Source organism: Aestuariivirga sp. (genome assembly GCF_046294715.1).
In the GTDB taxonomy this organism is placed as follows: domain Bacteria; phylum Pseudomonadota; class Alphaproteobacteria; order Rhizobiales; family Aestuariivirgaceae; genus Aestuariivirga.
Genome location: NZ_JBKBKI010000001.1, coordinates 104615 through 125209 on the forward strand (window position 1 = coordinate 104615; position 20595 = coordinate 125209).

At 65.8% G+C, this 20595-nt stretch carries 22 protein-coding genes and 1 tRNA gene; 15 read left to right on the plus strand and 8 right to left on the minus strand.

Translation table 11 applies throughout. From position 1 onward, the window contains the following. Together ACK4HL_RS00600 and tsaD are read right to left on the minus strand one after the other, a co-directional pair. Positions 1-909, minus strand: a complete 909-nt coding sequence (locus tag ACK4HL_RS00600) for an NAD(P)H-dependent glycerol-3-phosphate dehydrogenase (RefSeq protein ID WP_409755522.1) — start codon at positions 907-909, stop codon at positions 1-3. Beyond that, positions 906-2000 carry a tRNA (adenosine(37)-N6)-threonylcarbamoyltransferase complex transferase subunit TsaD gene (gene tsaD / locus ACK4HL_RS00605; protein WP_409755525.1) on the minus strand — a complete coding sequence of 365 codons (1095 nt, stop codon included), beginning with the start codon at positions 1998-2000 and terminating at the stop codon, positions 906-908. The genes ACK4HL_RS00600 and tsaD overlap by 4 nt, the downstream gene beginning before the upstream one ends. 75 nt (positions 2001-2075) lie before the next feature. On the opposite strand from tsaD, the gene hemC reads away from it, so the two are divergent. From hemC to ACK4HL_RS00635, 6 genes are all read left to right on the plus strand, one after another. Continuing rightward, positions 2076-2990 (plus strand): hydroxymethylbilane synthase, encoded by a 915-nt coding sequence (gene hemC / locus ACK4HL_RS00610; RefSeq protein ID WP_409755528.1) that lies wholly within the window; start codon positions 2076-2078, stop codon positions 2988-2990. After that, positions 2990-3697, plus strand: a complete 708-nt coding sequence (locus ACK4HL_RS00615; protein WP_409755531.1) for a uroporphyrinogen-III synthase — start codon at positions 2990-2992, stop codon at positions 3695-3697. The genes hemC and ACK4HL_RS00615 overlap by 1 nt, the downstream gene beginning before the upstream one ends. A gap of 10 nt (positions 3698-3707) precedes the next feature. After that, on the plus strand, positions 3708-4916 hold the full coding sequence (locus tag ACK4HL_RS00620) for a COG4223 family protein (protein ID WP_409755534.1): 1209 nt from the start codon (positions 3708-3710) through the stop codon (positions 4914-4916). Beyond that, positions 4913-6391, plus strand: coding sequence for a heme biosynthesis protein HemY (locus ACK4HL_RS00625; protein WP_409755536.1), 1479 nt, complete (start codon positions 4913-4915; stop codon positions 6389-6391). Before ACK4HL_RS00620 ends, ACK4HL_RS00625 begins: the two co-directional genes overlap by 4 nt. Before the next feature lie 83 nt (positions 6392-6474). Beyond that, positions 6475-6550: transfer RNA gene (locus ACK4HL_RS00630), tRNA-Thr, on the plus strand. A 375-nt stretch (positions 6551-6925) separates the two neighbouring features. Beyond that, positions 6926-7303, plus strand: coding sequence for a nuclear transport factor 2 family protein (locus ACK4HL_RS00635; RefSeq protein ID WP_409755539.1), 378 nt, complete (start codon positions 6926-6928; stop codon positions 7301-7303). Positions 7304-7461: 158 nt separating this feature from the next. Here the strand turns inward: ACK4HL_RS00635 and ACK4HL_RS00640 are convergent, their stop codons facing one another. After that, a complete protein-coding gene (locus tag ACK4HL_RS00640; RefSeq protein ID WP_409755542.1) occupies positions 7462-7824 on the minus strand; it encodes a hypothetical protein in 363 nt (120 codons plus the stop codon). 425 nt (positions 7825-8249) lie between these two features. Here ACK4HL_RS00640 and ACK4HL_RS00645 point away from each other — a divergent pair, with 425 nt between their 5' ends. Continuing rightward, positions 8250-9068, plus strand: a complete 819-nt coding sequence (locus tag ACK4HL_RS00645; RefSeq protein WP_409755545.1) for a chromate resistance protein ChrB domain-containing protein — start codon at positions 8250-8252, stop codon at positions 9066-9068. Between the two features lie 156 nt (positions 9069-9224). Here ACK4HL_RS00645 and ACK4HL_RS00650 read toward each other — a convergent pair whose 3' ends face one another. The 3 genes from ACK4HL_RS00650 to mntR form a co-directional block, all read right to left on the minus strand. Then, positions 9225-9506, minus strand: coding sequence for a hypothetical protein (locus ACK4HL_RS00650; RefSeq protein ID WP_409755548.1), 282 nt, complete (start codon positions 9504-9506; stop codon positions 9225-9227). Between the two features lie 120 nt (positions 9507-9626). Beyond that, entirely contained in the window at positions 9627-9959 is a 333-nt protein-coding gene (locus ACK4HL_RS00655) for a hypothetical protein (RefSeq protein ID WP_409755551.1), read from the minus strand. A gap of 677 nt (positions 9960-10636) precedes the next feature. Beyond that, on the minus strand, positions 10637-11077 hold the full coding sequence (gene mntR / locus ACK4HL_RS00660) for a manganese-binding transcriptional regulator MntR (RefSeq protein ID WP_409755554.1): 441 nt from the start codon (positions 11075-11077) through the stop codon (positions 10637-10639). A gap of 98 nt (positions 11078-11175) precedes the next feature. On the opposite strand from mntR, the gene ACK4HL_RS00665 reads away from it, so the two are divergent. The 4 genes from ACK4HL_RS00665 to ACK4HL_RS00680 are packed head-to-tail and all read left to right on the plus strand — an operon-like array spanning position 11176 to position 14738. Next, positions 11176-12084: a metal ABC transporter substrate-binding protein gene (locus ACK4HL_RS00665; RefSeq protein WP_409756112.1), complete on the plus strand. Its 909-nt coding sequence runs from the start codon at positions 11176-11178 to the stop codon at positions 12082-12084. Positions 12085-12103: 19 nt separating this feature from the next. Beyond that, positions 12104-13015 (plus strand): ATP-binding cassette domain-containing protein, encoded by a 912-nt coding sequence (locus ACK4HL_RS00670; RefSeq protein WP_409755557.1) that lies wholly within the window; start codon positions 12104-12106, stop codon positions 13013-13015. After that, positions 13012-13869 (plus strand): metal ABC transporter permease, encoded by an 858-nt coding sequence (locus ACK4HL_RS00675; RefSeq protein ID WP_409755560.1) that lies wholly within the window; start codon positions 13012-13014, stop codon positions 13867-13869. The genes ACK4HL_RS00670 and ACK4HL_RS00675 overlap by 4 nt, the downstream gene beginning before the upstream one ends. Next, complete coding sequence (locus tag ACK4HL_RS00680; RefSeq protein ID WP_409755563.1) at positions 13866-14738, plus strand: metal ABC transporter permease; 873 nt, start codon at positions 13866-13868, stop codon at positions 14736-14738. Before ACK4HL_RS00675 ends, ACK4HL_RS00680 begins: the two co-directional genes overlap by 4 nt. A gap of 24 nt (positions 14739-14762) precedes the next feature. Here ACK4HL_RS00680 and ACK4HL_RS00685 read toward each other — a convergent pair whose 3' ends face one another. Beyond that, complete coding sequence (locus ACK4HL_RS00685; protein ID WP_409755566.1) at positions 14763-15596, minus strand: alpha/beta fold hydrolase; 834 nt, start codon at positions 15594-15596, stop codon at positions 14763-14765. A gap of 339 nt (positions 15597-15935) precedes the next feature. On the opposite strand from ACK4HL_RS00685, the gene ACK4HL_RS00690 reads away from it, so the two are divergent. The 3 genes from ACK4HL_RS00690 (at position 15936) to ACK4HL_RS00700 (ending at position 18471) form a co-directional block, all read left to right on the plus strand. After that, on the plus strand, positions 15936-16553 hold the full coding sequence (locus ACK4HL_RS00690) for a TetR/AcrR family transcriptional regulator (protein ID WP_409755569.1): 618 nt from the start codon (positions 15936-15938) through the stop codon (positions 16551-16553). A gap of 138 nt (positions 16554-16691) precedes the next feature. Next, on the plus strand, positions 16692-17663 hold the full coding sequence (locus tag ACK4HL_RS00695) for an aldo/keto reductase (protein ID WP_409755572.1): 972 nt from the start codon (positions 16692-16694) through the stop codon (positions 17661-17663). A 154-nt stretch (positions 17664-17817) separates the two neighbouring features. Next, positions 17818-18471, plus strand: a complete 654-nt coding sequence (locus ACK4HL_RS00700; RefSeq protein WP_409755575.1) for a DUF6064 family protein — start codon at positions 17818-17820, stop codon at positions 18469-18471. Positions 18472-18541: 70 nt separating this feature from the next. Here ACK4HL_RS00700 and ACK4HL_RS00705 read toward each other — a convergent pair whose 3' ends face one another. Continuing rightward, positions 18542-19075, minus strand: coding sequence for a hypothetical protein (locus ACK4HL_RS00705; protein ID WP_409755578.1), 534 nt, complete (start codon positions 19073-19075; stop codon positions 18542-18544). A gap of 118 nt (positions 19076-19193) precedes the next feature. On the opposite strand from ACK4HL_RS00705, the gene nirK reads away from it, so the two are divergent. Next, positions 19194-20594 (plus strand): copper-containing nitrite reductase, encoded by a 1401-nt coding sequence (gene nirK, locus ACK4HL_RS00710; RefSeq protein WP_409755581.1) that lies wholly within the window; start codon positions 19194-19196, stop codon positions 20592-20594. Position 20595 lies beyond the last annotated feature (1 nt).

A 20595-nucleotide genomic window follows, 5' to 3' on the forward strand; every position in this document is an offset into this window, starting at 1 on the left:
TCATCCTTGTCTGATTTCGGGTCCGAGCGGCCTCGCGAGAAGCCGGGCGATTTCCTGGTCGGGCGGGCGGTGCTCGTCGAGGATGGCGTGGACGGCCTCCACGATCGGCATGTCGACGCCGTGCCGGTGGGCGAGCGCCTGGGCGATCTTCACCGTGAAGGCGCCCTCGACCACGCCGCGCGACAGGCTGAGCGCCTCGCCGACAGTTTTCCCTTCGCCGATGGCGAAGCCGAAGGAATAGTTGCGCGACTGGCGCGAGGAACAGGTGAGCAGCAGGTCGCCCAGGCCTGAGAGCCCCATCAGCGTCTCGGGCCTCGCGCCGAGCTTCGCCGCGAAACGGGTGAGCTCCGCGAAGCCCCGCGTCGTCAGCGCGGCACGGGCACTGTCGCCAAGCCCGCGGCCATCGGAAATCCCGCAGGCGATGGCGAGAACGTTCTTGAGCGCGCCGCCGATCTCAACACCCCTCACATCATCCGAGGCATAGATGCGGAACTCAGGCAGCGACAGCGCCTCCGCCCAGCGCCTCGCCTCCTCGAGCCGCTCCGCCGCCATCACCACCGCGGTGGGAAGCCCCTTCACCACGTCCGCCGCGAAGGAGGGGCCGGAAAGGACGAGCGCCTCCGCCCGGGGCACGACCTCGGCCACGACCTCGTTCATGAACAGGCCCGTGACCTGCTCAATGCCCTTGGCGGCGATGATGAGCGCCCTGCGGTTCGTAACGATTGATTTCAGGCCTGACAGGACATCCCGTACCCCCTGTGCTGGTATGGCGAGAATCAAGCCCTCGGCCCCTCCAAGGGGCTCCCAGGGGCCACCGCGCCTCCAGACCTGGACCTCATGTCCCGCCTGCCGCGCCACATGCGCCAGCGCCGTGCCCCAGGCGCCGCTGCCGAGAACGCCGATCTTCACGCCTTGGCCCCCAGCTTGCCGGAGCCGTAGACGGGGGCCTGCGCCTGGTCGAGCGGCCAGCGGGCGCGGGCCGCAAAGGAGAGATCGTCGACGAGCCCCAGCGCCAGCCTTTCTGCCCCTGCCCAGGCGATCATCGCCGCATTGTCGGTGCAGAGCTTCGCCGGCGGAACGATGAGTCGGAGGCCGTGGCGCCCGGCGGCCTGCTCGAACACCGCCTTCAGCTTCTGGTTGGCGGCAACCCCGCCCGCGACGATGAGCGCGGGGCGCTCCACGGCCGGGTGCGCCGCGCGGAACATCTGCACCGCCACGGCGAGCCTGTCCGCCACGGTCTCGGCCACCGCCGCCTCGAAGGAGGCGCAGGCATCCGCCACGTCCTGCGCGGACAGCGTGCCGAGATCGTTCACCGTCTCGCGCACCGCCGTCTTGAGGCCGGAGAATGAGAAATTGCAGTCCTTCCGGCCCTTGAGCGGCCGCGGGAAGGCGAAGCGGGCGGGATTGCCGCGGCGGGCATGGGCCTCGACCTGCGGCCCCCCCGGGTAGCCGAGCCCCAGGAGCTTGGCCACCTTGTCGAAGGCCTCGCCGAGGGCATCGTCGATGGTGGTGCCGAGGCGGTGGTAGCGCCCGACCCCCTCGACGATCTGGAACTGCGTGTGGCCGCCCGAGATGAGGAGCAGGAGATAGGGGAACTCGACATCCGCGAGGAGCCGCGCCGTCAGCGCGTGGCCCTCGAGGTGGTTGACGGCGAGGAGCGGCTTTTGATGCGCGAGCGCGATCGCCTTGGCCATGGTGAGCCCGACGAGCACCCCGCCGAGCAGGCCCGGCCCGGCCGTCGCCGCCACACCGTCGAGCTGCTCGCAGGAAAGCCCCGCCTCCTTCATCGCCTGCGCCACCAGCCCGTCGAGGTGGCTCACATGCGCCCGCGCCGCGATCTCCGGCACCACGCCACCATAGGGCGCGTGTTCCTCCAGCTGCGAGAGCACGACGTTGGAGAGGATCTCGCCCCTTCCCAGCGCATCGCGGCGCACCACGGCCGCCGCGGTCTCGTCGCAGGAGGTCTCGATGCCGAGAATATGGGTCGGGGCATGTTCCATGGACGGGTGACGGCACCGGGCTTTGCAGCTAAGAGAGACGCCGACCGTCTAGCATCCGCCGGAACCGACTTGCAAATGCCGAAACTCAGGATTGGAACACGTGGCTCGCCCCTCGCCCTCTACCAGGCGAACGAGGCGAAGAGCCGGCTCATGGCGGCCCACGGGCTCACGGATGCCGACGTCGAGATCGTGGTCATCACCACGACGGGAGACAGGGTGCGCGACCGGCCCCTGTCCGAGATCGGCGGCAAGGGCCTGTTCACCAAGGAGATCGAGGAGGCGCTGTTCGCCGGCGAGATCCATCTCGCCGTCCACTCGATGAAGGACATGCCCGCCCGGCTCCCCGACGGGCTCGTCATGGCCGCGCTGCTGCCGCGCGAGGATGCGCGCGACGCCTTCCTGAGCCCCGTGGCAAGGTCCATCGCCGATCTGGCGCAGGGGGCGACCGTCGGCTCCTCCTCGGTACGCCGCGCCGCCCAGCTGAAGCGCCTGCGCCCCGACATCAGGGTGATCCCTTTCCGCGGCAATGTCGAAACCCGGCTCCGCAAGCTGGCGGAGGGCGTGGCCGAGGCCACGTTTCTCGCCTGCGCCGGATTGAACCGGCTGGGCATGGCCGGGAAGATCACCTGTGCGGTGCCCGTCGAGCAGATGCTGCCCGCCGTGGCGCAGGGCTGCATCGGCATCGAGGCGCGCGAAGACGACGTGGCGACGCGGGCGCTGCTCGCCCCCCTCGACCATGAGGCTTCGGCGATCGCCGTCACTTGCGAACGGGCCTTCCTCGCGGCGCTCGACGGTTCCTGCCGCACGCCGCTCGCCGGGCACGCCGTGATCGAGAACGGGCGCCTGAAGTTCCGCGGCCATGCCCTGACGCCCGATGGCCTCCACTGCTTCGAGACGACCCGCGAGGGCTCTCCCGCCGATGCCGCGCGCATGGGTCGGGATGCGGGCGAGCAGGTCAAGGCCGAGGGCGGCAGCCTCATCGCCTTCTGATGCGCATCGCCGTCACCAGGCCGGAGGAGGATGCCGGGCCGCTCACCGTGAAGCTCGGAGCGCTGGGCCACGCGGCCGTGATGGCGCCGCTGCTGGCGATCCGCCCGCGCCAGGGCGTTGCCATTCCCGCCCTCCCCTGGCAGGCCGTGGCGGTGACGAGCGCCAACGGCATCCGCGCGCTTCCTTCCGGCCATGACCTTCACGGCCTTCGCATGCTGGCCGTAGGGCCGCAGTCACTGAAGGCTGCCACGCAGGCTGGCTTCACGGCCGAGGCACATGGCGGCGACGTCGACGGGCTCGCCGCCTTCATCCGGAGCGCGCTCGATCCGAACGCCGGCCCCATCCTCTATCTCTCGGGAGCCGAGACGGCGGGCGACCTCGCGGGGCAGCTCGCATCCGCGGGCTTCGATTGCCGCCGCGTGGTGCTCTACGATGCCGTTCCCGCCGGCAGCCTCGGTGCGGCGGAAACGGCGCTGCGGGAAGGTTCGCTCGACGCCGTGCTCCTCTATTCGCCGCGCACTGCCCGCATCTGGCGGAGCCTTGTCGAGGCGGCCGGGCTCGGCGGGGCGGCGGGCAAGGTCATCCACCTGTGCCTTTCGCGCAACGTCGCCGCCGCCCTGCCGGGCGCATGGCCCGTTCGCACCGCCGCCGCGCCCGAGGAGGCCTCCATGCTGGCGCTGCTTGATCAAATCGGGGGAAGCCTTTAGGCCCTAGAGGATGACCGATCAGAGACACGAGGACACCGGCCCCGAAGGGCCCCAGGTGATCGATCTCGAGGCCGAGGAGATCCGGCCCGAGGCCGACGCCCCGCGCCCCGCCGCCGCGGATGAGCCCGACGAGAGCACGGCTTCGCCGCTTCCGCCGCACGCCCCGGCACCCCGGCGCAGGCGCGGCGGCATGGCAGGCTGGATCATCGCCGCGCTGATCCTCGGCGCGCTCGCCGGGGGCTGGCTCTACCGCGACGTCCTTTCCGCCTATCTTCCTTCGGACGAGATGCGGTCCCTGCGGGCCCAGGTGGCCGCGCTCGAAACCAATGTCGGGTCGCTCTCCGGCGAGCTCGCCGCCGTGAAGCAGGCTGCAGACGCCGCGGCGGGCTCCGCCGCCTCCGTCGGCGATGCGGCCGCACAGGCCGGCGAAGCCGCGCGCGCCGCTTCGGCGCAGACGGCCGATCTTGCCGCCCGCCTGGACCAGTCGGAGCAGCGGCTTGCCGCCGTGGAGCAGGCGCTGGAAAGCGCCCGGACCGATCTCGCCGCCTTCCGCAAATCCGTTTCCTCGCCGCAGCCGGGCACCTCCGGTGCCGCAGGCCCGGTCGATACGGCAGCGCTCGCCGCCCTCGGTCAGAGGATCGACGCCCTGGAAAAGGACGTGGCCAGCCTCAAGACCGCGCCCGGCGGAACGGGCGAGGCGCAGGCGACCTCGGCCCTGTCGCAGGCGCTCTCGGATCTCAAGGCCAAGGTGGCGGCCGGAACACCCTACGCGGCCGAGCAGGACCGCATCTCGCGCATGGTTCCGGCGGCGGCGGGGCTCGACACGCTGGCCGCCCATGCCGCCGAGGGCCTTCCCGACGCCGCGGGACTGGCCGCCGAGCTCCGCGCCGCCATTCCGGCCCTGCCGCAGCCCGCTGCGCCTCCTCCGGAGGACGACAGCTATCTCGGGTCCCTCATGAAGTCGCTCTCCGGCATCGTCACGATCCGCCCGATCGGCGAGACCGACTGGCCCATGGTGGCGGAGCGGGCCGCCGCCTTCGCCGAGGCGGGCGATCTCGCCCAGGCCATCTCGACGATCGACGGCGCGGAGGGCGAAAAGCCCATGGCGCTCGGCCAGTGGCGGGACCGGGCGGCGGCAAGGCTTGAGCTCGAGGCCGCCATGGCGCAGGTCTCCGAAGCCGTGCTCCGCCAGATCGCCGCGATGGGAGGCGCCCGATGATCAAGCTGCTGTGGCGCTTCTTCCTTCTCGTGCTGCTGGCGGCGGGCTTCGCCTGGATTGCCGACCGGCCCGGCACGCTGACCATCCGCTGGCTCGGCCGCGAGATCGAGATGACCTTCATCGCCGGGGTCGTACTGGCGGTGCTCGCCGTGGTGGCGATATGGTTCCTGTGGAGCCTGTTCCGGCGCCTGTGGCACAGCCCGCAAGCGGTGGGCCGCTACTGGGCCTTCCGCAAGAACCGCAAGGGATACGACTCGCTTTCGCGCGGCATCATCGCGGCGGGTGCGGGCGATGCGGCGGCGGCCGCGAAGCACGCGGCAATCGCCGGCAACGCGCTTTCCGACGAGCCGCTCGTCAACGTGCTGGCCGCCCAGGCCGCCCAGCTCAAGGGCGACCGCGCCGCGGTGAAGCGCATCTTCGAGGCGATGACCAAGTCACCCGATACCGAGGCGCTGGGTCTGCGCGGCCTGTTCTCAGAGGCCCGCCAGTCCGGCGACATGGCGGCGGCAAGGCGCCACGCCGAGCGCGCCCTGGCGCTCAACCCGCGGCTCTCCTGGGCGTCCGGCGCCGTGCTGCAGCTCCAATCCGCCGCCAGGGACTGGAACGCCGCAGCCGCAACGCTCGCCCAGCAGATCAAGTCCGGCCTGGTTCCCGCGCCGGAAGGCAACCGCAAGCAGGCTGCCATGCTGGCGGCCCAGGCGCTGGCCCTCGAGGACACCAACAGGACGCAGGCGCTTGAACTCGCCCTCAAGGCCCACAAGCTCGACCCTGCCCTGGTGCCCGCCGCGATGGTCGCCGCGCGCGTTCTCATCACCCAGGCCTCCACCCGCAAGGCCTCGAAGATCCTGAAGGAGACCTGGCTGCTCTCGCCCCACCCGGACATCGCCGAATTGCAGGCTCATCTGATACCCGGCGATGGGCCGGAGGCCCGCTACGACCGCCTGCGCGATCTCCTGAAGGAGGACAAGGGCGGGCTCGAAGGCGCCGTGGCGCTCGCCCGCGCCGCCATCAAGTCGCAGCGCTGGGCGGAGGCGCGCGAGGCGCTGAAGCCATGGCTCGACGGGCGCCCGCAGGCCCGCGTCTGCGCCCTGATGGCCACCATCGAAGAGGCCGATGGCGACAAGGGCCGCGCCCGGGAATGGCTGAACCGCGCACTTCATGCGCCGCTCGATCCCGTCTGGGTATCGGACGGCGTGGCGAGCCCGCGCTGGACTCCCGTTTCACCGGTCTCGGGCGAGATCGTTCCCTGCGAGTGGAAGACGCCCTACGACGTGCCTGAACAGGCTGAGGCCGACCGCCACACCGGCATCGAGCCCCCGCCCCCTGCCCCGGCGCCGGCCCAGCCCGCCGCTCCGCCGAAGACGCTCGAGCCGCCGAGGATGGTCGTGCCGCAGCGCCCGCCGGACGATCCGGGGCTGCCCGAGGATTTCGACTCACCCGCCAGCGGCCGCAAGGCCCTCCCGGCGGAAGGATAGAAGGCACGGCTCCCCGCGAAATTTCTCCCGCCAACGGTTGCGGCACGCGGGGAAATACCCTATACCCCGCGCCGTCACGGCCAGCCGCTTTAGCTCAGTTGGTAGAGCACATCATTCGTAATGATGGGGTCGCGTGTTCGAGTCACGCAAGCGGCACCAGCCTTCCATTCCGGCATTTGAGGTTTCATTCCGCGCACCGCAGCATCGGGGCGCGAGAAGGCCCTGTGCCGGCCACGGAAATGAAGTTCCATGTTGGTGCCCCCCGCGGCGTTAGCTCCACGTCGATATCTGCTACGACGCCGGGTCACCCCGGCGTGCAGAAGCCCGTCGGTCTAGCGTTGAGGCCAAGTCCCGGTCGTGAGCCTCCGCGTTCTCACGGCATGAGGTGTGATCTGCGAGAGGCTTCCGGCAGCATGGCGATCGCCGCCTTTTCGCCATCCGTGCGGAAGGTGGCCGCCCGGAGCCCGATCATGGCCCGGGTGCGGCACATCTGATCGTGCTATGGTGAGATCCGCCCAGCAAGGGAGCGCGCCGATGGACACCGATGCACATATCCTCGCTTCGCTGCAAGGACTGGCGGACGCCTTCAATGCCCACGATATCGAGAAGGTCATGAGCTATTTCGCGGCGGACTGCAGCCTCGACATGCCGCGCGGCCGCGAGCCCCATGGAACGAGGTTCGAAGGCCTTGATCAGGTCAGGAAAGGATTGATGGGACGATTCGAGTCCACACCCGATGTCCATTACGCCGGCGTGGAGCACTTCGTTTCAGGGAGCTGCGGAATATCCAAGTGGCTCCTGACCGGCACGAAGTCGGACGGCGAGAGGATCCGGGTCCGAGGCTGTGACTTCTACACCTTCCGGAACCGCCAGGTGATCCGCAAGGATTCGTATTGGAAGATCGTCGAGTAAGGGCCGCAGCTCTCGGCAGCGTTTTGAGCACCAGGGGAACGTGGTCATGCAGGCGAGACTTGAGTGGCCTTGACGTCTCCGCCGAGGCCAGCCCGCAGTGAAAAGCCCTGCAGCGCGTTTCCGCTGCAGGGCCGGCCATGATGCGTGGCTGAGGGAACTCAGCCCTGGCCGTCGTTGCCGGTGTTGCCGCCGCCGGGCGGATCGCCGCCATCGGTCTTGCCGCCGTTCGGCGTGCCCTTGCCGTTGTTGCCCTTTCCGGGATTGCCGGACGACGAGGCGGTGTCGGAAGAGGAAGCGTCGGGGGCGCTGCCGCCGTTCGTCGAGCCGCCGGACGACTTGTTCGCAGAAGAGGTGCGGCCCTTGCTCTCCCCACTCATGCAGACCCACATTTCGGTTCTGGGGGCGTTGAGCCAGTTGCCGTTGACAATTCCACGCAGCTCCCAGCGCTTGCAGCTTTCGTCATGGGGCGGTTTGCCGACTGCGGCAGTTGCCGTGGTTGCCATCGCCGCGAGTGCGACCATCGAAGCTGCGAGAACGGACTTCCTGAACATTTGCTTTTCCTTTGTCATGAATTCAGTTGAAGTTTTGCGTTCATTTGAACGATGGGCGTGGAATAGTGGTGGCTGACAAAGAAGACTGTGACAGCAGTCACGCTTGTGAAAGCTTCAGGAAAATTTGTGAATTCCTGCGCCCCTCGGTTCTGCGGATTTCCCGGGCGGCCGATGCGGGGCGCTTGTATGGCCAATTCTGCCGAGAGCAATGGTGAATTGGGTTGGTCCCCTCGTAAGTCATCGCGGCGCTCGTCGAGGACTCCGTTTGGCTGATCCGGCCCTCCCGATCTTGACAGCGCCTCCCTCGCATCTAATCTGGTGATAGGGGAAGCGATCTCCCCTCAAGGCTTCGTGCTGAAGTATCGCGTCATCCCAAAACATTAAGGAGGACGCTCATGCCAGCGCCAGGCACGATTTCACCCGACAAGCTCATTCGCCTGATTGGAACCCCGGGGTCTCCGATCCTGATCGACGTGCGCAACGATGAGGATTTCGGCGAGGACCCCCGCCTCGTCCCTTCCTCCGCGCGGCGGAGCTACACCATCGTCGATGCCTGGGGGCCGGAACTCGCCGGAAGGGACGTGGTGGTGATCTGCCATCATGGCGCCAAGCTCGGGCACGGCGTTGCCGCGTGGTTGCGCCATCTCGGATCCGATGCCCTGGCGCTGGAAGATGGTTTCGAAGGCTGGAAGGCAGCTGGTCTGCCTCTTGTTCCCGAGTCACGGATTCCTCCCCGAGACAGGCGCGGGCGAACCGTGTGGGTCACGCGGGCACGGCCCAAGATCGACAGGATCGCCTGCCCCTGGCTCATCCGGCGCTTTGTCGACCCTTCGGCCGTGTTTCTCTTCGTGCTCGCCTCCGAGGTCGAAGGGGTGGCAAGCCGCTTCGATGCGACCCCTTTCGACATCGAGAACACGTTCTGGAGCCATCGTGGTGACCGATGCACCTTCGACACCATGGTCGAGGAGTTCGGACTCAAGACCGAGCCCCTGCTGCGACTGGCGACGATCGTGAGGGCGGCGGACACGGCACGCTTCGATCTCTCGCCCGAGGCACCCGGCCTTCTCGCCGCCTCGCTGGGTCTGTCGCGCATGCACAGCGAGGACCTGCCGCAGCTGGAGGCCGGAATCCTGCTCTACGACGCATTCTACCGCTGGTGCCGCGACGCGACAGCGGAAACGCACAACTGGCCCACCAGCAAGGTGAAGCCGTGACGGTCTTCGGCGCCGTCATGCTCTGCGCCCCGATCGGCATCCCGACCTTCGGAGGCCCTGCTCGCCACCCATGCGACCGGGCGCATGCATGGCATGGTCAGGGCTCGCGATCCTGGGCCCGCTGCCGTTTTCCTGGGGTGCCAGCGCGTTTCTGGTTCAGCGCACAGGAGCTTTCGGTAACCCGGATATTCCGGGAGTCTTCAGCTTCGGCGGCGGGCTGCTTTCACCCTCCAGCAGCACAATTGTATCGATGGAGACGATTTCTCCATCTTTACGGCAGATCGTGGTAATGCAGACCCGGGCCTGGCCTGTGCGGCCATCGACGCACGTCTTCGTGTGCATTTCGCATTTCGCTGCAGCCCACGAAGGCACTTGCAAAGACGACAGCAATAGCGCCCCGAGAAGTCCTGCGGTGCTGATGCCGGAAAGGCTTGTCATCGCGGTCTCCCGCTGATCATGTCTTACCTGTCTTCTTGCAACGGTGGTATTGATTGGTTCATGACCTCGTGCACGTCTGTGACGCCTCCTGGCGAAAACAGCGGTCCCCAGAGCCTTGGCCTACTGAGCAGGTGCCACGGTCGTCGATTCAACAGACGGTACTTTTGAGCTGTTGGCCGGCGCGGCATCCTTCTTCGAGGGTGCGTTCACAACCACGATGTCGCAGGCCTTGTCATCGCACGCGACGTATGTGCAGTACAGCCCTTTGCAGTAAGCGCATCCCGTTCCAGCCGGGGCATGGCCCTTGCAGATGCGCTTTGCAACGTCGTGCGAAATCTCCTTCGCGGCGCCGGTCGTCGCGCTGGAAGCAACCAGAAGCAGTGCTCCCAACGCGACGATCAGCGAATGAGGGAGTGTGATTCCAACGTACAGGCGGTTCATGAGCGTGTTCATTGCTTTGCACCTTCCTTCAGTCGTGGAGAATTGTTGAGCCGCTGCGGCCTCGCCCGGGTAGGCGCAGGGCCATGCCCTTCATAGCATTCTGTCTCGCTGGCATTCCCAGCCAGCACTTCGCTGCCGTTTTCGGTTTTGCAGATCGGCTGCTTGCAGACCCGACAGGTATTGTCCCCGCTCGGCCCCCAGGCTCCACACGTCCGGGCAATGCCCTTGCATATGAATGTGCCAGCCGGAAGCTTGCTGGCGTCGAGGGCCGTTGCAGGTGTGATCGAGAGCAGCGCTGCGATGACAGCGCCAAGACAAAGCTCCAAGGGCCGAAGCATAGTTGAGTACATTTTCCCCAACCTTACTGATTCAGGCTATGGCGAGTGCCCCTCATTTCAAGAAGTGATGCCAGCGATCGCTGAGGCTTCACATCACCATGACTTATCGATAACTCGTCCGAACACGTGGCCGGCGTCACGATCCATGTCGGAACGTTGAGGTTCATTTCACACCGGGCCAACTTGCCCCGAATGCATGCAAGCTCACCTTGCTGGTAAGACTGGCCAATTCCGCGGCAGGCGCAATCGTGGGCCATCGCCGAGTGGTGCAGCAGGCCTGCGGCGCAGGGTACCAGCAGTATGGTCTTCATCGCCCCATGTCGTGAGAATACGCCAAAAGGAGGCGCTTTGCTAGCGGGCGTTTTGCGCGAGGAACCTGGCCATGGCGCGGAGTGTCTCCTCGCTCACGTGATGCTCGATTCCTTCCGAGTCCAGTCGCGCCGTGTCCTCGGAGACGCCGAGCGCCAACAGAAAGGCCTCGACGATCTTGTGCTTGCGGCGACCGTCCTCGGCCATCCTCCAACCTTCCTCTGTCAGGAAGATTGAGCGGTAGGGCTCCTGCGTGACAAGACCCAGGTCCTGCAGCCGCTTCATGGTCTTCACCACGGTCGCATTGGCGACACCCAGCCGTATCGCCACTTCCGAGCCCCGCGCCTCACCCTTCTCGTCGATCAGGTCGGCGATAAGTTCCACGTAATCCTCGGCGAGTTCCGAACTGTGGTCGGCCCTGATGCGGCGGAAGGCGGCCGAGCGGATTTTCGCGGTCCCTGGCTTCTTCGCACGTTGCGTCAAGTCCAGCCTCCTCTTGCACTTGCGAAATTACCCTATTGCCACAGGTTTAGCCAATGCTAAAGTTTGGCCGCGAGCAAGAAGAGGTCTTCATGCCTGGGATGCTGCAGATCGATCGACGGAAAGCTACTCTCGGACTTCTGGCAGCGGCGGCTTTGCCACTGCGGTCCACCCGGTCTTTCGCGGCTTCCGGCCCGTTCCGCGCCCTGACGACGTTCACGGTCATCAAGGATATCGCACAGAACGTGGCCGGCGAGGCGGCCGAAGTCGTCTCGGTGACCAAACCGGGCGCCGAGATCCATGATTACCAGCCTACACCCCAGGACGTCGTGCGGGCGCAGGACGCCGATCTCGTTCTGTGGAACGGCATGAACCTGGAACTCTGGTTCGAGAAATTCCTCGACAATGTGCGGGATGCGCCGAGCGTCGTGGTGAGCGAGGGCGTTGTGCCCATCCCGATCAACGGAGGGCAATATGAAGGCAAGCCCAATCCGCATGCATGGATGTCGCCCAGCAACGGGCTGATCTATGTCGAGAACATCCGCAAGGCCTTGGGGGCCAACGATCCCGGCAATGCCGCCGTTTACGACCGCAATGCCGCGGCCTACTCGGACCAGATCAGGGCACTGGACGAACCGCTGCGCAAATCCCTTGCTCAGATCCCGGAAGACATTCGCTGGTTGGTGACCTCGGAGGGCGCGTTCAGCTATCTGGCGCGCGACTATGGCATGAAGGAAGCTTTCCTCTGGCCCATCAATGCTGACCAGCAGGGAACGCCGCAGCAGGTGCGCGCGGTGATCGACCTCGTGAAGGCCAATCGCATTCCCGTGGTATTCTCAGAAAGCACGGTCTCGGACAAACCCGCCCGACAGGTCGCGGAGGAGACCGGCGCCCGATACGGCGGCGTGCTCTACGTCGACTCGCTTTCAGAAGCCGATGGACCGGTGCCCACTTACCTGAAGCTGCTCGAAGTAACCGTTTCCACGATTGTGAAGGGGTTCCAGCCTTGACCAGGAGAACATCCGCCAGATGCTGACAGGCAAGTCGGCGGGTCAGCCCGGAACAGCCACGCATTTGCGTCCCTCGATCGAGGCCGACCGGGTTTCCGTGGTCTATCCGAACGGCCATCAGGCCTTGCGGAATGTCAGCTTCACGCTCGGCTCGGGAACCGTGTGCGGTCTGGTTGGCATCAACGGCTCCGGCAAGTCCACGCTGTTCAAGACGATCATGGGCCTCATCCGGCCGACTGAGGGCAGCATCAGCCTATGTGGCCTGGCGGTCGGCGCGGCCCTCAAGCGGCAGGCCGTCGCCTATGTGCCGCAGTCGGAGGATGTCGACTGGAACTACCCGGTTCTCGTCGAGGACGTGGTGATGATGGGGCGCTATGGCCACATGGGAATGATGCGCATGGCCTCGCGCCTGGACCGCGACCGGACCGACGATGCGCTGGAGCGCGTCGGCATGGCGGACTTGCGGCATCGGCAGATCGGCGAACTGTCAGGCGGTCAGAGGAAGCGCGTGTTCCTGGCACGGGCCCTGGCGCAGGAGAGCGTCATCATCCTGCTCGACGAGCCCTTCACGGGGGTCGATGTCAAGACCGAGACGGCCATCATGGAACTGCTGCTGGCACTGCGAGAGGCGGGTCATCTCATGTTGGTGTCGACGCACAATCTTGGCAGCGTGCCGGAGTTCTGCGACCAGGTGTTGCTCATCAACCGCACCCTGCTCGCAGCCGGATCCACGCAGAGTGTCTTCACGCAGGACAATCTCGAGCGCGCATTCGGCGGCGTGCTCCGCCATTACACGCTTGCAGGACCGCGGCTGCATGACGACGCGGACCCGCGGCGGGTTACCGTCCTGACCGACGACGAGCGCCCGGTGGTGTTCTATGGCGAGTCGCGAAAGGATGCCAAGACCGGCGACGGAGAAGGCAGCACATGAACGAACTGCTGGCGCCATTCGAATACGGCTACATGATCAAGGCGATGTGGGTGTCGGGGCTCGTGGGGGCTGTCTGCGCCTTCCTTTCGGCGTTTCTGATGCTCAAGGGCTGGTCGCTGATGGGGGACGCACTGGCCCATGCCGTGGTTCCCGGGGTCGCCGCTGCCTATCTCTTGCAACTCCCCTTCGCTCTCGGCGCGTTCCTCTCCGGCCTGCTGGCGGCCGCTGGAATGGCTTTCGTTCGACATGCCACTGCGCTGCGGGAAGATGCCGTAATCGGCATCGTGTTCAGCGCCTTCTTCGCTGCGGGGCTGGTGGTCGCCTCGGTGAACCCGATCTCTGTCAACATCCAAACCATCGTCCTTGGCAATGTCCTCGGCATCAGCGACGAAGATGCGATGCAAGTCGCGATCATCGGCGGAATCACCCTTGCGGTGCTGGGGTTTCGCTGGCGGGATCTGTCGCTGGTGTTCTTCGATGAAGTGCAGGCCCGCGCCGTCGGTCTCCAGCCCATGCGCCTCAAGATCGTATTCTTCATGCTTCTGTCGGCGGCCACGGTCGCCGCGTTGCAGACGGTGGGCGCCAGCCTGGTCATCGCGATGGTGGTGACGCCCGGCGCAACGGCATATCTGCTGACGGACCGCTTCGGCCGGCTGATCCTGATCGCCATCGCCATCGGCGGTCTCACGGGCGTGGTCGGGGCCTACATCAGCTATTTCCTTGATGGGGCGACTGGCGGCGTCATCGTCGTGCTGCAGACGCTGATCTTTCTCCTGGTTTTCATGTTCGCGCCGAAGCACGGCTATCTTGCCGCCCGCTGGCGCAGGCCCGGGGCTGCGGAGGCAAGCTCGTGAGCAGTCTTCTGGGCTTGCTTACCGATCCCCTGTCCTTTCCCTTCATGCAGCGGGCACTGCTGGTTGCAGTTGTGGTAGGCGTCATGTCGGCGATACTCTCCTGCTACCTGGTTCTGCGCGGCTGGTCGCTGATGGGAGATGCGGTATCCCACGCCGTGCTCCCCGGACTGGTCCTGGCGGAGGTGGCGGGCATTCCGCTGATCCTTGGAGCGTTCGGGGCAGGCCTCGGATGTGCCCTCGCAACCGGGTGGCTGAAGGCCAACAGTCGGGTCAAGAGCGATACGGTTCTGGGCATCGTGTTCTCGGGCATGTTTGCGCTCGGACTTGTGCTGTTCGTCAAGATCGATACGGGCCAGCACCTGAACCACATCCTCTTCGGCAACGTGCTGGGCGTCTCCGTATCGGACATTGTCGAGACTCTCGTGGTGGGCATTCCCTGTCTCGCATTCGTGATCGTAAAGCGGCGCGACCTGCTCCTCGCCGCCTTCGACCCCGGCCACGCCACCGCCATCGGCCTGCCCGTTCGCTCCTTGCATCTCGGATTTCTGATCGTTCTGTCGCTTACCATCGTGGTGGCCCTGAAGGCGGTCGGGGTGATCCTGGTCGTGGCGATGCTTATCGCACCAGGCGCAACAGGCTTCCTGCTCACCCGCCAGTTCGACCGCATGCTGGGAGTTGCCACCTTATCCGCCGTCATCGCCTCTGTTGTCGGCACGCTTGCGAGTTTTCACGTCGATGCCGCGACGGGCGCCTGCATTGTTCTTGCTCAAACGGCGCTCTTCGTGCTGGCGCTGCTGTTCGCGCCCGGAAAGGGCCTGCTAACGAGGGCGGTTGTGAGAACGAACCCCGCTAACGAGCCTGCTGCCTGATCGAACGGCCTCTCCTTCAACTCGTCACATGCTCAATTTAGCTGTTGTCGGCCACGCGGCCACGGAACCGAGGAACTGAGCGATGTTGGCTGCAGTATCGGCCGGCATTTCCCAATGCGGCGAGTGACCCCAGTCGGGGCGGCTGATCAACTGGCGCCTCATGCCCCGCGTGAGCTCGATCTGTTCCTCCGGCAGGCAGAAGTCATCGAGCTGACCGTGAAGCACGAGAACGGGTCCCGCGAAATCGCTGAGCGCGGTGGTCAGATCCGCCGCCATTGCGGCGCCGAGCGCCGCCTTCCAGTCATCGGCCCTCAGCTTCAGGCTTTCGGCCACCACGTCCTCGATGAGGTGGCAAGACGTCGCTGGACCCACCGCACTTTCCTGGAAGCCGCGCACGAAGGCAGGATCAACAGGATCGGCGAGCGGCAAGATCACTTCCTCATGCAGGCTCACGACGGCGGGATTGCTCTGCATCCTCACGAAGGCGCCGATCAGCGTCAGGCTCGTGCAACGGGATGGCGCCAGCTGTACGAGCTTCTGAGCCACCATTGAACCGAGGCTGTGACCCACGACATCTGCACGGCTGATCCCCAGCAGATCCATTGCTGCAAGCACATCCCCTGCCATGTCGCTGAGGCCGTATCCCGGAGGCGTCTTGCCGCTGTCGCCGTGCCCGCGCAACGAAAAGGAAATCAGCCGCAGGTCGCCAGGCATCTCGCGCATCAGCGGCAAATAGGAGGGCCAGCTGTCGGACAAGCCAGGGATCAGGATCACCGGACGGCCGTTCACAGGACCCGACTCCGCGAGATCGAGTTCAATTTCGGGCGTGACGTTGACCCGGCGGTTTCGAAGACTCATTTGTCACTCCATGTGTTTGCGTGCCAGCCGGCGGACCAGGGCTGCCGCACTGCTGGGGATAGGTTGAGAACGAACGACACGAAGCGCAGGGCGCCTCCGTGTCGGCGGAACTTCCTCCTCCCGCGCCTCCGGTGAGCGCAGGAGGGGGTGCATTCGCGTTCCATCGGCAGGCGCGTTATGTAACTGGACGGCCATTCATGCTAGAAGGCACGTGGTGCGGCCCTGTCGCGTGGAGTCACAGCAAGATATTTCAATGTCTTGCATCTTCGATCAGCCGTAATCCAAGCTGTACACGACCGGGAAACTGTACCGTTGGTACACAAAACAGATGGAATCCCAATGCGAAAGGGCGAAGCGACCCGCGAAAGGCTGTTGGCGACGGCCGAGCGCGCGGTTCTGGACAAGGGTTTCACCGCGACATCGATCGAGGAACTGATTGCTGAGGTGGGCATCACCAAATCCGGCTTCTTCTACAATTTCCGGGACAAGCAGGAGCTCGCCCTCGCCATGCTGGAGCGCTACATCGCCATGGACCAGGAGCAGGTCGACGCACTTTTTTCGCGTGCGGCGGAGCTCAGCGATGATCCGCTGCAGCGCTTCCTGATTGCCATGAAGCTGATGGCTGAACTGATGGAAGGCCGCGCAAACACGCAGGCTGGATGTGTCGCGGCGTCCCTTGCCTATCAGGAAAACCAGGTCGACCGGCGGGTGATCGAACGGATGCGCGTCGCTGCGCTCGCATGGCGAAAGCAGTTCCGGCTCTTGCTGGACGAGATTGCGGCGGTCTATCCGCCGCGGGACACGATTGATCTCGACGTGGTGGCCGACATGTGCACCTCCGCCCTGCAAGGTGGCTTCGTGATGCGCAAGATGCTGAGGGATCCCGCCATCATGGGCCAACAGGTGATGGCATTGCGGTCCTACATCAAGCTCCTGTTTCAGCCGGGGCTGAATTAGTTCGGAGGTGGGCGTCATAAGCAGAACCGATCCGGCAGCTTGCGAACGCGAGCCCTGCCGAAGCAAGCCTCGAAACCCCCCGGGCTTCCGGTGAAGCGCGAGGTGTGCTTTTGTCTTGCCTCGGGTCAGGAGCTTGTGATGAAAATGAACACTCTCGTTCAGGTCGGAAAGTCAGGAGTCGGCGTTCCCCGCATCGGCTTCGGTGCGACGGCGCTCGCGGACATGCCGGACACCTATGGCTACAGCGTGGGCGAGGACCGTGCCCTGGCGACGATCAGGGCCATTCTGGATCAGCCCAACGGCTTCATCGATACATCCCGGAACTATGGGCTTGGGCGAAGCGAGGACTTGATCGGCAGGGTCGTGCGTGAACGCGGCGGCTGGCCGGCGGGCCGCATCCTCTCGACCAAGCTCGATCGGGACATGAATACGCTGCGCTTCGACGGAGCGCAGGCCCGTCGCTCGATCGAGGCCAGCCTCTCCGCACTCGGGGTCGACAGCGTCGACGTGCTGCATCTCCATGATCCCGAATATGCCTCGGACTTGTCCGATGTCACGGGTCGCGGCGGCGCTCTGGACGCGCTGATGCGCATGAAGGAGGAGGGGCTGGCCCGTGCGGTTGGGCTGGCCGCGGGTCGCATCGATATCATGATGCCGATCCTCCGTGACTGGGATTTCGATGCGCTGATCACACACAACCGCTTCACCCTGGTCAACCGGAACGCCGAGCCGATGCTGGATCTCGCTGCGTCGCGCGGCATTGCCGTCTTCAATGCTGCTCCCTACGCAAGCGGTGCCCTTGCCAAGGGCGCCGCCAGCCAGCAGCGCTACGTCTACCAGCTCGCCACGGAGGAGGTGCTGCGGCCCATCCGCCGGGTCGAGGAGATCTGCGCCCGCCATGGCATTCCGCTGGGTGCCGCCGCCCTCCAGTTTTCGCTGCGCGACCGACGCATCGCCTCCACCATCTGCGGCGTCAGCCGCCCTGAGCGCGTTGCCGAAACACTCCAATGGGCCGACTGGCCAATCAGCCAAGAGGCGTGGGAGGAGCTGCTCGCGCTGCCCGCTTCAAGGGACGACCCAGAGGCGACCCGCGAATACTCGCCCGGTTGACTCACCGGCTGGGATGTCTTGCACGAGGATCGCGCAACGCTGGTGGAGCACATAACGAAGCGCATTGCCGGCCGGAACGGAGGTCTGGCGGATTCGCCAGCCGATACATCATCGGCCGGAAGCGAGCGGCGCGGCTCTGATTACGGGGGCTGGGATGCCTTTCAGCGTTGAGGAATTCTTCAGGGTCTTTGCGGACTACAATGCCGCCATCTGGCCGCTCCAGGTGGTTGCCCATGTGATAGGGCTGGCCATCCTGGCATTGCAGCGTTTTCCCTCTCGCGGGAGCGACATGGCGATCATGCTGTTCCTTTCCGCGATGTGGGCGCTGAACGGGATTGCCTACCACCTGATGCATTTCTCGGCCATCAATCCGGCAGCGCGGCTCTTTGCCATGCTATTCATCGCTCAGGCCGCCCTGCTTTTCGCGGCACCCTTCATTTGGCGCGGCATCGTCACGCCTGCGCGGCGCGGCGCGATGGCTGCGGTGGGGCTCGCGCTCGCCCTCTTCGCGCTAGCCGGATACCCGCTCGTGGGACTGATGGCCGGGCACAGCTATCCCGCCGTACCGGTCTTCGGCGTGGCGCCCTGCCCGACGGCGATCTTCACGATCGGCATTCTGCTCACGGGCGAGCAGAGAGCAGTGCGCTGGCTCTTGATCGTGCCGGTCATCTGGTCGGTCATCGGGGGATCGGCAGCGGTGCTCCTGAACGTCCCCCAGGATTATGCTCTGGTTCTGGCCGGCCTTGCTGGTCTTGCCTTGCTGGCAAGGAGCTTCACTCATCAGGAGGTCGGGCCGCGGGAGAACTGAAGGCACGCCGAGGCTCACCGGTCTGCCTGAATTTGCAGATGACGTTGCGGAGCAACCGGCACCGGCCTTCTCAGCCGGCGGGAATTTCCAGCGCCTCGCGGTCAGCCGCGCGCGTTGCGCCGCAGCTGGGCAGGAAGCGGCTCGCGTAATCGTAGTCCATGGTGAGGAAATTGCGCCTGAGCCCGCCGCGGGCGGTGATCCAGTCCTGCACCCAGGGCGGATAGTTCTCGAACAGATAGGCTGCGGCGTCCACCTTGGCTTCGGCGCTGGCGGCGCGGGGAGCATGGAACTTGAACCGGGCGGAAGGCTCGAGGCAGACCTGTTCCGGCGGCAAGGCCAGATAAAGCGTGCAAGCGGAGGCACAGTCGCCAGAGAAGCGAACCGGCGTGCCGGCAGCCTTCCACTTCGCACGGGTGAGGGCATATTCGATGATCTTCCCGCCCCTGTCGTTCCGCACGAGGACGCCCTTAGCCGGGAAGGGCTCATCCCCCGCCCCCGCTTGGGGCGCCGGCGGCGCGGCAGAGAGCGGTTCCGGGTCGATATCGGCACAGCCTGAAAGGACCAGGCCCAGGAGGGCAATAGCTATCGGCACACTGGGTTGCATCACCTCGCTTCTCGCACGTTCTCGAACGAGTTTCGAGCCTCTTGGTTAATTTCGTCGGAACGAAGGCGGCGGAACCAGGCAATCCCGCCCGTGTTGATGCCCTCGAAAGGGGTGTGCCATGCCGAAATTCCTCTCCGTTTTCCTGTCCCTGGCGATGATCCTCGCCACCTCCGTTCACCCTGCCGGGGCCCAGGAACAGCCCCAGCCCTCCCCGGGTGTTGCCCACAGCACGGCGGCGCGGGCCGCCTCCTTCACGTTGCGCACCGGCATTTCCGAAGGCCGGATGGTGTTCATCGGCTCCGGCGGCGACATCGAAGGACAGGTCAACCCTACCCTGATGGTGCATGAGGGCGAGACCGTTCAGATCACCCTGATCAACGGCGAGGGTGCCGAGAAAGGCGTCGTGATCGACGATTTCGCGGCGTGCAACAACCGCGTCGTCGCCCGGGGGGCGAGCAGCACGCTTGCCTTCCGCGCCGACAAGGTGGGCGAGTTCATCTATTACTGCTCGGTCGCCGGCCACCGCGCGGCCGGCATGGAAGGCCGCATCCAGGTGATGCCCGGCACGCGCGAGGAGATGCAGAGCTCGAGCCCCGAGATCATCCGCGATCCGACGGACTTGCCCCCGCCGCTCGAACCCGGCCCGCCGCGCGTGGTGCGCGTCGACCTTTCGACGCCCGAGCTGATGGGAGCGCTCGATACGAAGACCAGCTACCAGTACTGGACCTTCGATCGCAAGGTGCCGGGCCCCTTCGTGCGGGTGCGCGTGGGCGACACGGTGGAGGTGCACCTCGCCAATCCCGAAGACAGCGTGATGATCCACTCCGTCGACTTCCACGGCGCGACGGGCCCGGGCGGCGGCGCCGAATTCACCCAGGCCGATCCGGGGCAGGAAAAGATCGTCACCTTCAAGGCGCTGGTTCCCGGCCTCTACGTCTATCACTGCGCCACGCCGAGCGTCGCCAACCACATCACCAACGGCATGTACGGGCTGCTGCTGGTCGAACCCGAGGCCGGCCTGCCGCGCGTCGACCGCGAGTTCTACGTGATGCAGGGCGAACTCTACACGGTGGAGCCCTATGGCGCCGTGGGTCCGCAGGAGTTCGACTACGAGAAGATGCTGGCCGAAGAGCCCGAGTACTTCGTGTTCAACGGCGCCGTGGAGGCGCTGGCCAAGCGCCACCCGCTACGCGCCCGCGTCGGCGAGACGGTGCGGATCTACTTCGGCGTGGGCGGCCCCAACTTCACCTCCTCCTTCCACGTCATCGGCGAGATCTTCGATGCCGTCTATCAGGGGGCGAGCCTCGGTTCGGTGCCCCTCACGGGCGTGCAGACGGTCTCCGTGCCGCCCGGGGGCGCGGTGGTGGTCGACTTCAAGATCGACCGGGCCGGACGATACGTGCTCGTCGATCACGCGCTGTCGCGCGCCGAGCGCGGGCTCCTCGGATTTCTCATCGTCGAGGGGCCGGAGAACGACGCCATCATGCATGAAGGCCCGGCCATGGCACAGCCGCAGTAGC